11 protein-coding genes are annotated in these 12,082 nt (G+C 34.6%); 2 read left to right on the top strand and 9 right to left on the bottom strand.

The annotated features are described in order from the left end of the window. Positions 1 to 2: 2 nt before the first annotated feature. The 8 genes from BQ5371_RS05065 to BQ5371_RS07105 all read right to left on the bottom strand — a co-directional run bounded on the left by BQ5371_RS05065 (position 3) and on the right by BQ5371_RS07105 (position 7,243). Positions 3 to 452 carry a helix-turn-helix transcriptional regulator gene (locus BQ5371_RS05065; protein ID WP_071132824.1) on the bottom strand — a complete coding sequence of 150 codons (450 nt, stop codon included), beginning with the start codon at positions 450 to 452 and terminating at the stop codon, positions 3 to 5. Positions 453 to 769: 317 nt separating this feature from the next. Further along, positions 770 to 2,755, bottom strand: a complete 1,986-nt coding sequence (locus BQ5371_RS05060; protein ID WP_071132823.1) for a fructose-bisphosphatase class III — start codon at positions 2,753 to 2,755, stop codon at positions 770 to 772. A gap of 64 nt (positions 2,756 to 2,819) precedes the next feature. Continuing rightward, entirely contained in the window at positions 2,820 to 4,136 is a 1,317-nt protein-coding gene (gene murA, locus BQ5371_RS05055) for a UDP-N-acetylglucosamine 1-carboxyvinyltransferase (protein WP_071132822.1), read from the bottom strand. A 64-nt stretch (positions 4,137 to 4,200) separates the two neighbouring features. Continuing rightward, entirely contained in the window at positions 4,201 to 4,575 is a 375-nt protein-coding gene (locus BQ5371_RS05050) for a hypothetical protein (protein ID WP_071132821.1), read from the bottom strand. A gap of 86 nt (positions 4,576 to 4,661) precedes the next feature. Then, entirely contained in the window at positions 4,662 to 5,591 is a 930-nt protein-coding gene (locus BQ5371_RS05045) for a PSP1 domain-containing protein (protein WP_071132820.1), read from the bottom strand. Positions 5,592 to 5,736: 145 nt separating this feature from the next. Beyond that, positions 5,737 to 6,498, bottom strand: a complete 762-nt coding sequence (locus tag BQ5371_RS05040; RefSeq protein ID WP_071132819.1) for a hypothetical protein — start codon at positions 6,496 to 6,498, stop codon at positions 5,737 to 5,739. Next, on the bottom strand, positions 6,459 to 7,112 hold the full coding sequence (gene tmk, locus BQ5371_RS05035; protein WP_083377437.1) for a dTMP kinase: 654 nt from the start codon (positions 7,110 to 7,112) through the stop codon (positions 6,459 to 6,461). The genes BQ5371_RS05040 and tmk overlap by 40 nt, the downstream gene beginning before the upstream one ends. Further along, a complete protein-coding gene (locus tag BQ5371_RS07105; RefSeq protein WP_268873206.1) occupies positions 7,109 to 7,243 on the bottom strand; it encodes a hypothetical protein in 135 nt (44 codons plus the stop codon). Before BQ5371_RS07105 ends, tmk begins: the two co-directional genes overlap by 4 nt. A 357-nt stretch (positions 7,244 to 7,600) precedes the next feature. Between BQ5371_RS07105 and BQ5371_RS05030 the strand changes: the two genes are divergently transcribed. Both BQ5371_RS05030 and BQ5371_RS05025 read left to right on the top strand, forming a co-directional pair. Further along, the gene (locus tag BQ5371_RS05030; RefSeq protein WP_071132818.1) at positions 7,601 to 9,286 is read left to right on the top strand and encodes a glutamate--tRNA ligase; all 1,686 of its coding nucleotides are present in this window, start codon (positions 7,601 to 7,603) and stop codon (positions 9,284 to 9,286) included. A 114-nt stretch (positions 9,287 to 9,400) separates the two neighbouring features. Continuing rightward, a complete protein-coding gene (locus BQ5371_RS05025) occupies positions 9,401 to 10,330 on the top strand; it encodes a nucleotidyltransferase family protein (RefSeq protein WP_205408032.1) in 930 nt (309 codons plus the stop codon). Here the strand turns inward: BQ5371_RS05025 and BQ5371_RS05020 are convergent. Continuing rightward, a complete protein-coding gene (locus BQ5371_RS05020) occupies positions 10,302 to 12,035 on the bottom strand; it encodes a phospho-sugar mutase (RefSeq protein WP_071132816.1) in 1,734 nt (577 codons plus the stop codon). The two genes, BQ5371_RS05025 and BQ5371_RS05020, sit on opposite strands and share 29 nt — an antisense overlap. Positions 12,036 to 12,082: the final 47 nt, after the last annotated feature.

Below are 12,082 nucleotides of genomic sequence, written 5' to 3'. Positions count from 1 at the left end.
AATTACATCCTTTCTATTCTTAAATATTTTTCTCTAAGATACCATGCTTGTTCTTCGCTGATAATTTGATTTACTTCTGCATTATTAATATCGGTTTGCAAATTACAATAATCTCCATCCCAATGAGTATATTTTTCTCCGGAATCAATTTTCTCCCATGTATTTTTCATTGTTTTAATCGATTTTTTTAAAAATTCAGGCAAACCATATTCTAAATAGGTTTTATCCTTTGGCATCCCTGTTATTAAATCAAAATTTGACTCTAATGACATAATATACTCCATAGTGCATCCTAGAGCTAAAGAAAGTTTGTAAACAGTTATTGCTGAGCAACGCTTAATTTCACTTTTCCCTGTGCAAATATCATTAATTGTTGATTTCGGCACTCCGCTAATTTTTGAAAGATGATATTTTGTTATATGTTCTTGTTCTAAAAATTCTTGAAAAGTCATTTTCTCAACCTCTACATTTCCAGTAATTATCTTTTATATTTTCTTACATTATATCGGTGTACCGACCTAATGTCAATTTTGCTTTCTTATTACTTATAATATAATAAAAGCACCGCTAATATAGCGATGCTACAGTATAAAAAAATCTCAAATTTAATCTTCACAAATTTATAAAACCTGCGAAATTATAGCAAAATCAAATTATCTAATCTCTCGGTCTTCTTGCAATTTTATACATCGCATAAAGGCTAACAAAAAGTAATATCCCTCCGAGTATTTGTCTAAGTGTCATATCCTTGCCTCCTTATAATTTATAATTATTTAACATATTGAATTTTATATTTCATCTCTGTCAGAGGATAAGTTTCCTTGATGTCACCCTCTTTAAATGCACTATTTAGGTCGGTCAGCTCATCTACCTGTTTTTGCAATTCTTTTCCTATATCTGTCTCGCGAATTATTATCCTTCTTCCCATATCTTTAACTACTTGTACTTTTGGGCTGTGAAATACCTGCGTTCCATCACTTTTAAGCTTTTCATATGGCATATGCTCTGCTAGTGCCATAAATCTAGAGTTATATATGAATGTGTAACCTGCTATGCCTGTTGTCTTTTGATACGCTTTGCTTATTCCACCATCTATGACATATAATTTGCCATTACCCTTGATTGGACTCTCTCCGTCCTTTATTTTCACAGGAACATGACCATTTAAAATAACGCCTTTATCAGAATCAATTCCAAAATCTTCAAGAATTTTTTCGCATATATCCTGCCTCTCAATCAAGCTATAATATGGCATGGTATTTTCTTTTTTAGCTTCTTTGCTACTTGTAAAACATCTTTCAAATGTTGTCATCTTGTCTTTCCCAAATAACGGTGAATCCTTGTCAAGCCATAGACGCCACATAAGCTCTCCAGCTTCTGCTCGCTCTTCATCATCCTTTGAATTGTAATAAGCATTTCTCATAGCCTTATCAAGGTATCTAAATAGTTTTGCACCAGAAAGCTCTTTGCCATCAACCTTAACCTTTTTAAACTCTCCATCTTCCGTCATTGGAATACAGCCATGGAATAATAAATTGTTATTTGATATATGGTATAAAGAGCCGTGGCTAAACATGAAGTGCATATGCTCCTTAAGCTTTTGAGAGTTAAGTATGGATGCTTCAAGAGCAGACATAACCTCTTCTTCCTCTGCATTCAATTCGTATGGATTTTCAGGATCGACAGTAGGAAGATGAACATCTTTCAATTCATATGTTTTGCCATATAAATTAACCGTTCCCTTGTCATAATCTATCTTGTCAAGTAAAAGTCTGTGGTCCAGTTCATATTCAGGATGTCTTAATATAGACTGCCCCTCTACCTTGAACTGAATTACCGCAATCATTTTGTGCATCTTTGCTGCGAGTTTTTCAGGTATAGGATCAAACCTATTTTTTTCTAAAACATGGGGCATAAAGCTCTTGCATGGATCATTTCCATATATCTCCTGTGCAAATGTAGCAAGTGGTCTTAGGTTAAAACCGTATCCATACTCGAGCATATCGAAATTATTATAGCTGACATTCATCCTTATAATATTTGCAATGCAAGGTCTGTTACCACAGGCTGCTCCCATCCATACCACATCGTGATTTCCCCATTGTACATCAACAGCTCTTCTTGACATAAGAAAATCCATTACGAGATGTGGCTTTGGTCCTCTATCATATATATCGCCAATTATATGAAGCTGGTCAACTGCAAGCTTTGATATTACTGTCGCAAGCTCCTTGATAAATGTCCTTGAAGCATTTACATCGATAATAGTTTCTACAATAGAATTATAATATGCTATTCTATTATCGGCATCATCTGAGAAAAGTAGCTCGCTCATCGCATATCCGCTGTCAACAGGAAGAAGCCTTCTAACCTTTGCCCTTGTGTACTTCGTTGAAACACTCCTGCAGATTACAAGTAGCTCTTGAAGAATTTTTTTCGTCCAACCGTCAAAATCCTTCTCAGATTTTTCCCTTCTCTTTATCTCATTTTCGGGGTCATAGATAAGTGCTGCAAGCTGTTCCTTCTCACATTCAGAAAGGTCTTTAAGATTCTCATCTATCTTCATTCTGATAGTTCCTGAAGCACTTCTAACAAAGTATTGAAAAGCATCATATTCTCCATGAATATCACTCAAAAAATACTCTGTTCCCTTTGGAAGTGCCATTATCGCATTTAAATTAATAATCTCAGTATTTACCGCTCTATGATTTGGAAATTCTTTTGCAAGCATTTTGAGAAATTCCATATTAGCCATCTTAGTCCCCCGAATTTATCATTTTTATTAAAAAATCTGCAAAAATCAAAATGAATCCATGAGGTTAAATACCTACATGGCGTTCAACTTTGTCTCCCTCTTCAACTACACGCTCAATCTTAGCTCCAAGATTTTTCATCTTTTTTGTAAAATTTTCATATCCACGCTCAATATGATAAATCTCACTAATTTCGGTAACTCCTTCTGCAACAAGTCCCGCAAGAACCATTGCTGCCCCTGCTCTTAGGTCAGTAGCTCTTACTTTTGCACCGACGAGCTTTGTATTACCGTGGACGAAAGCTTCTCTATCCCTTGTGCTAATCTTTGCTCCCATTCTATTTAATTCATTTACATGCATAAATCTATTTTCAAAAACGGTTTCTTTAACCTTGCTCTCGCCATCAACTGTGGTCAAAAATGCCATAAATGGACTTTGTATATCAGTTGGAAAACCCGGATATGGTAGGGTTTTTATATCAGTTGCGACTAGCTCCTTATTCGCTCCATTCACATAGATTCCTTCATCAACAATTTCTACATCTACATTGCATTCTTTAAGCTTGGCAATTATTGGTCTGACATGACCTGGTATGGCATTTTTTATTAAAATCTTACCCCTTGTTATGGCAGCAGCAAGCATGAAGGTGGCTGTTTCTATTCTATCAGGTATTACGGTATGAACAGCTCCATGAAGTTTGTCCACTCCTGTAATTCTAATAGTATCTGTTCCAGCACCCTTTATCTTTGCTCCCATCTTATTTAAAAGATTCGCAAGATCAACTATCTCCGGCTCTTTTGCAGCATTTTCTATAACAGTCGTTCCCTTTGCAAGAGTCGCTGCCATAAGAATATTTTCTGTAGCTCCAACGCTTGGAAAATCAAGATATATTATATCTCCCTTTAGTCCCTCAGCATATGTAACCAAGCTTATAACCGACTCATCGCTATTTTCAATTACTGTTACTCCAAGTGCCTTAAATCCTTTGAGATGAAGATCTATTGGTCTTGAGCCAATCGCACATCCACCAGGGAGTGGCATAACACATCTACCGCACTTAGCAAGCAATGGACCCATTACCATTGTAGATGCTCGCATTTCTGACACGAGCTCCTTGCTTCCTCTTATATTTGTTATATCATCAGCTTGAACATCTATTCTCGATATTCCATTATCATCTTTTTCTGCTTTAACCTTTGCACCAAAGCTTGTGAGCATATCTTTCATAACGAACACATCAGTTAAATCAGGAATCCCATTTATACTACATTTTTCATCGGTAAGTAAAGTTGCAGCCATTAGAGGAAGAACTGCATTTTTTGCACCGCTTATTTCAACTATTCCATGTAGTGGACCATTATTTTCTACAATTAACTTTGCCAACTGTTATTGCTCCTATCTTAAGAAAATTGATATTTATTAGAACCTAAGTAATATGTCCTATAAGTTATTTTGTATAATCTGTCAATCTTTCTTTGTCAGGTCTATTTTTTCTTCTTATTCTTCTTCTGTTCATCTTATCCATCTTAGCAGAATTTCTATTTAGCTTTCTATTGTAAAGCCTGTTAATTGAGCTTCCCTCTGACTTAACCTTGCCTACAAAATTAGAAACTTTATCCGCATATTTGTCCAACTTATTATTTACGCTCTCGGTCTTATCAGCAGCAATTGTTGACATTCTTTGAACATCATCAATAACCAAATTAGCCTTTTTTAATGTCTTAATTAAATTTGCAACCATAACTATTAAATATATGATTAGCACTAGCAGTGCAACTAACAAAACAAGAAATACTGCGTCTTTAATACTGATCGTGATCATAGAATTCTCCTTGTCTATTCTTAATAAAAAAACTTATACTTATATGTAAATATTATACACTGTATTAATGAGGCGTTCAATCTCAGCTATTCTTCAGCCATCTTAAGTTTTTCCAGCTCCGACTTTTCTTCCTCGCTTAAACCAGCATATTCATCTTTGCTATGGCTATTTTTATGCTTTTTCTTTTCTATCTTCTTAATCTCTTTTTTAAAATATATATTTACTTCAGGATTTATCGTGTCTTCACCACTTTCTTCGTCTTTAGAAATAAGTCTAGCCATTATTTTCCCAGAAAAGAGATCAATCTTGCATACCTTTGCTAGCCCGTCAGGCGTCATTATTCTCTCACCCTCACTAGGCATACCTTTGGAAAGCTCCTTATATGTATCATTTTCATAATTAAGACAACACATTAGCCTACCACATGAGCCAGATATTTTTGCAGGATTAAGGCTAATATTTTGCTGTTTTGCCATTTTTATCGATACCGGCTCAAAGTCATGTAGCCATTTATGACAACAGAAAGGTCTTCCACAAATTCCTATGCCGCCCATTATCCTTGCTTCATCTCTGACACCTATCTGCCTAAGCTCAATTCTGGTATGAAAATATGAAGCTAAATCCTTAACAAGTTCTCTAAAATCAACCCTTCCATCAGACGAAAAGTAAAAAATCAGCTTTGAACCATTAATAGTATATTCTGCATCTATTAATTTCATATTAAGCTTATGCTTTAGAATTTTTTCTTGACAAATTCTAATCGCTTCAGGTTTTTTCGCCTGATTTTCTTTATATTTACTAATATCCTGCTCAGTGGATTTTCTTATTATCGGTTTAAGCGGTGCTTTGAGCTCAGATTCATCTACTTCCATATTCTTAATTAGAACATGACCTAATTCGAGTCCTCTTGCAGTTTCAACTATTACAAGCTCTCCCAGCTCAAATATCTCTCCTTCTGGGTCAAAATAATATGATTTCCCACCGTTCATAAAACCAATCCCAACTATTTCAACCATTCTTCCTCCTTAGTTTAAATAAGTATCTAGTATATATCAGATTTCTCTTTTAAATATTTATCTGTTTATATGTTTGTGTATATTTTTTGATTAATTATTTTTATCGCCTGTTTAAAAAACATATATTAAATCCAATCTAATGAATTTAATGAAAGAGCAAAAATAATCTCTTTAATGCCTGTTTGAAGCCCATCCCATTCATTATATCTATTCTCGTATCCTCGCACTTACCTATTAAATATGGATAATTTGTATCACTTGCATCTTCCAAATAATATTCAAATAAATTCTTTTCTATCTCATCTATAAATCTTAAGGCAAAGTCCTTATCCTCAACTTCCTTATCAAGCGAGTTTCTAAATTGATAAAAATATTTTAATTCAAAAAATGACTTGCTCAAATAATTTAATTTTTTATCTTTTTCTACTGCATCATCTACTAAATCTGGTTCTTTATTTTCATCTCGATAATTTTCATAAGATCCATATATCTTGACCTTGCACCTAGACCTTATTGTGCTTAAAAGCCTTTGTCTATTTGATACAACAAGAAAAATTACAGCCATATCAGGCGGTTCTTCTATCGTTTTAAGAAGCTTATTTTGAGCAATCTCACTCATTAAATCCGCATCATCTATCACTCCGACAGAAATATTGCCATGAGGCATCATTTTGAGAGATTTTATAAATTGGTCAACATCAACTACCTTATATCCAAGCTTTCCTGTAGATGTCATATAATGAACATCTTCATGCTGATATGGCCCTACATTTCTATCTGTCTTAAGAAGATTCTTAATTTCCCTTGTTAAAAGCTCATCTCTTCTGTCTCCCTTTGGATATTCAATTATATATGAATGAGAATAGTTCATATAATTTTCCTCAATATTAGCTCTATCTCTTCCCATACATCATCAGCTTTTAATGATGCATCTATCCTATGCACCCTCTCAGGATTTTTCCTCGCTATCTCCTTGTATCCCTCTCTTACTCTATTATGAAAATCATTTTTTTCAAGTTCAATCCTATCAAATGTTACATCCTTATCTTGAATAATTGACCTAGAAAGTATCCTCTTCCTGCCAAGCTCGGGATCTAGGTCAAGCCAAAAAGTGAGGTCAGGAATAAGCCCAAAGCTTGCATACTCATTTACGATTTTAACAACATCTTCTCCTAGCCTTCTGCCATATCCCTGATAAGCTATACTAGAATCGATATATCTATCTGATATTACTATTTTGCCTTTTTTTAGTGACGGCTCTATAAGCTCTTTGATATGTTGTGCTCTAGAAGCGGCATATATGAGCATCTCCGTCATCTCATTCATCTCATCATTTGACACATCAAGAAGAATGTCTCTAAGCTTATCTCCTATACTAGTGCCTCCCGGCTCTCTTGTAAGCTGAACTTCATATCCTAATTTCAAAAAATAATTTTCTATATTATGAATCTGAGTGCTTTTGCCTACCCCGTCAGATCCTTCAACTGTTATAAAATAACCTCTAGTTATAGACTTGTTCATCGGTCGCTCCTCCTCTTATTTTTAGAAGAACCCGCACCTATTTCCTTAGCAAATAAGCCAATCAAAAATCTGCCAAATATGAGTATTGGCAAGCTTAGCATTATTGCAAAAATAATCTTGATTATGCTCATCAATCTATCTCCATATTACTTTTCATAATCATAGTATTATACCATAAATACATGGTTTTATGTCTCCAATAATTTTATCGCTTTAACCGCAAAAATTTTTATAGATTTCGTCATTTATATATTTATCTTTAATATGCTTTTCTATATGCTCCTTTAATATGTTTCCTTATATAGTTAAAATATGCGTGATATTTTTAAAATATGTTTAATTTTATATGCTTGAGTTTTCCGTCATTAGCTCCAGTTTACAACCCTGATAATGGAGAAAAACTTAAAGAAAAGCTTAAAATTGAAAAGATTTATTATTTTTTGTATAATAGCAAAGAATTTGATGATTTAGTTTGTATGGAGAAATAGATGAATAACAAAGAGTTAAGCGAACTTATTTTTTCTGATATTAGAAAATCACCGTCAGATTATGAAAAAATATATCCAAAGAGAAAACTACCTGATAATGCTATGGTAACAAGGCTTGGTCCAAGCCCAACAGGTTTCATACATCTTGGTAATTTGTATGGGGCATTTGTTGACGAAAGACTTGCACACCAAAGCGATGGGGTTTTTTACCTGAGAATCGAAGATACAGATGACAAGCGTTATGTGGATAATGCAGTCGACACGATTATATCGAGCTTGGATTTCTTTGGCATAAATTTTGATGAAGGAGTTACTGCCTACGGTGAGAACGGAGAATATGGACCATATATTCAGAGCGAGCGTGGAGAAATATATCGCTCCTTTGCAAAAAAGCTGATTGCAGATGGCAATGCTTATCCATGTTTTTTGAGCGAAAATGAAATATCAGATATTCGCACCTCACAAGAGGAAAAAAAGATAAGCCCTGGTATTTACATGGGTTATTCAAAATATAGAGATTGGGATAAGTCGCCTGAAATAGAAAAAGAAATTATTTCACGGATAAAAAAGGGTGACAGCTTTGTAATTCGTCTGAAGTCAACTGGTACTCCAAATGCTGAGGGTGAAAATATAAAGAGGACTGAGATTTTCGATGAGATAAGAGGCGTACTTAATCTCCCTGAAAACTTTCAAGATGTAGTCATAATAAAGGCAACAGGTATTCCGACATACCATTTTGCTCATGTGGTTGATGATCACCTTATGAGAACAACCCATGTTATTCGTGGCGAGGAGTGGCTACCATCTCTTCCTATACATATTGAACTCTTTGAAAAACTTGGTTTCGAGCCTCCGATTTATTGCCATACAGCTCAGCTAATGAAACTAGACGAGAATGGCAACAAGAGGAAGCTCAGCAAGAGAAAGGACCCTGAATTAAGCCTTTCATTTTATAGAGACATGGGCTATCATCCAGAAGCGGTCAGAGAATACCTGCTCACAATTCTCAATTCAAATTATGAGGAATGGCGTAGAGATAATCCTGATCTAGATTCTGATAAATTTAAATTCACAACTTCAAAGATGAATACCTCAGGTGCCCTATTTGATTTAAATAAGCTAAATGATGTGAGCAAGGATACCCTCCTAAGAATACCTGCAAGCGAGCTTGCTATATGGCTTAGGTCTTGGTCTACAGATTTTGCACCTGAATATTCTTATTTATTTGACGATATAGAATATCTTGAGAAAATTCTTGATATAGGCAGAAATGATAAAAAACCAAGAAAAGATCTCGCTTATGCTAGGCAGATAATTGATTTTATAAGCTATTTCTGGGATAACTCTTTTAAAATTGAAGACGAGTTCCCTCTGGAAATAGTTAAAAATGATGATGTTAATAATATTTTAAGGCTCTATCTTGATACTTATGATCATAATGATGATAATAGTGCCTGGTTTGATAAAATTAGAAATATCGCAACAGACCTTGGGTATGCAGGGAAGCCTAAGGATTATAAGAAAAATCCTGATGATTTCAAAGGTCATGTCGGTCATGTAAGTACGGTTATAAGAATAGCTATAATGGGCAGATCAAATTCTCCTGATATTTGGACAATTCAGCAGATATTGGGAGAAGACAAGGTAAAAAATAGATTATTAAAGGCTATATCAAATTCTAAATAGTTTACTAATTATAAAGCAATTTGATTAACATAGATTTTTATTAATTTAATATTTTTAATTATTGACTAATATAAGATTTAAAATAATTAATATGATTTAAATAGTGAGGTAATTATGGAACCTATTCTAGTTGTAATGGCTGCTGGACTTGGAAGCAGATATGGTGGTAATAAGCAAATAGATACAATAAGCAATGAGGGAGATATTATCATGGACTTCTCTCTCTTTGATGCAAGGAGAGCGGGTTTTAAAAAGGTAATCTTCGTAATCAATGAGACTCTTAAACCTATTCTTGAAGATCATCTTAAATCTACTATCGGTGACATGATGGATTATCATTTTGTTTTTCAAAAATTATCTGATATTCCTGATGAATTTGAAGTTCCAGATGGCAGGGTAAAACCTTGGGGCACCGGTCACGCAATATATTCTGCGAGAGATTATATCGACGCACCATTTGCAGTAATAAATGCAGATGACTACTATGGAAACGAGGCTTTCCAGCTCATATATAATTTTTTAAGCAGCAAAGCTGATAAAACTCATCACTGCATGGTCGGTTTTAATATTGAAAATACTCTGTCAGAGAATGGCTCCGTTTCTCGCGGAATATGTAAAGAAAAAAATAACTACCTGACTTATATAGAAGAACATACCGATGTGCATAGGGAGAAAGATGGGACATTTAAGGATGTAATAACTGGAAAAAATATGAAAGGTGAGTGTGACATAATCCCTGATGGAACCTCAGTCTCTATGAACCTTTGGGGATTTGGGAAGGAATATATCGATATAATAAAAGAGGACCTAAGCGAGGCCCTTCGTGATATTTTGGATAATAATCCTCTAAAAGGAGAATTCTATCTACCTACTTCAATTGGAAATCAAGTCGCTGAAAACAAGGCGAGCGTAGAAATTCTTCATTCTCCCGACAGATGGTTCGGCGTAACATATAAAGAGGATAAGCCTCTTGTAGTTGCAACAATTGAAGAGATGAAGCAAGCAAGAATATATCCTAGGATTCTATGGGAAAAGAGTCAATAACCCTATTCACATCCATAAGAACCATTCCTGAAATTTTGGCAAGTCTAATTCTTGCCTCATTTTTTTTGCCATAACAGCCGAAGTATATCTTAAGCTTAGGCTCAGTCCCACTAGGTCTCATGGTAATAAAGTCATACTCTCCAATCTCAAACATCAAAACATTTGACTTTGGAAGAAAATCTCTATACCTAGTAACTGGTATTTCACCTAATCTACTACCTTCTTCTCCGAGTTTTCCATCATTATTTTCAGCAATATTTCTATAATATTCCATTGCTTTTTTAATTTGCTTTTGCCCATTTTCTCCAGTGCAAATCATAGAATAACTCTCGTCAGCTGCATAACCATATAGAGCATATATAGAATCAAGCTGATCCAGCAATGTCATATTGCTGAACTTGCTAAATGCTGCAATCTCAGAAATTATAGCAGCTGATGAAATCGCATCTTTATCCCTTATATTAGCATCTACCATATAACCGTGGCTTTCTTCAAAGCCAAATATGAATTTTTCATCTCCATGCTCGTCTAACTCATTAATTCTATCTGCGATATGCTTCGTACCTGTAAATACTTGATAGAGTTTTATACCATATCTTTTACATATTTTTTTTGTTAGCTTTGTTGATACTATTGATGTGACGCAAAAACCGTTTGATGGTATTTCATTCCTTGAGTTTTTCATAGTGAGAATATATTCCATAAGAATAATTCCTATCTCATTGCCCTTTAAAACTCTATAGTTTCCATCGCTATCTCTTACAGCAATTCCAAGCCTGTCAGAATCAGGGTCTGTTGCTATTATTATATCTGCAAAAACTGCTGTGGCAGTTTTAATTGCTAAATCAAAGGTGTCAGGAAGCTCAGGATTTGGAACTTTCATAGTAGAAAAATTTCCATCGGGCTTTTCTTGCTCATTAACAACGAATACCTGCTCAAATCCTAATTTTGATAAAATTCTTCTTACCGGAATATTTCCCGCTCCATTAAGCGGTGTATAAACAATCTTTAATTTATTTCTATAAGACCTATCTTTCGCTTCATCTTTAAAAAATGAAAGTATTTCTTTATCGTATGCTTCGTCTAACTCATCGCCTATATAATTAATAATTCCCTTGCTTATTAATTCGTCTAGAGGAAGAGCATTATCAACCGCTTCAAAAATATCTTCGTTGCAATCTATATTGGTCTTTACACAAGATGCCTCATCTGGCATAAGCTGACCACCGCTCTCCCCATATGCCTTAAATCCATTGTATTCCGGTGGATTATGCGATGCGGTAATCATTATCCCGCCTGCACATTTATAATATCTTATTCCATATGAGAGCATTGGAACCGGTCTAATTTGGTCTGACAGATGTACATTGATACCCATGCTTCCAAGTATTCTTGCACTTATTAAGGCAAATTCATGAGAGTTGTTTCTTGAATCATAGGAGATTATAATACCTTGCTTTTCCTTATTTTTGTCTAATATCCACTCGCCAAATCCCCTTGCAGCAGCACCTACGGTATAAATATTCATTCTATTTGTTCCAGCACCCATGACTCCCCTGATTCCTGCTGTTCCAAAATCTAGGGTTCTATAAAATCTATCTTCTATTTCATCACGCATTCCGACTATTTTCATCAGTTCTCTCTTGAGCGATGAATTTAGGTGTCTATTGCTTAGCCATTTTTGATAAATATCCATTATGTCCATTATAAACTCCTCTATATATCGTATATATCATAGGTGCTGAAGTATGT

Source organism: Alterileibacterium massiliense, from assembly GCF_900104645.1.
Classification (GTDB): domain Bacteria; phylum Bacillota; class Clostridia; order Peptostreptococcales; family Anaerovoracaceae; genus Alterileibacterium; species Alterileibacterium massiliense.
The sequence above is the reverse complement of the archived record's forward strand: the minus strand, read 5'-3'. Positions and strand labels throughout refer to the sequence as shown.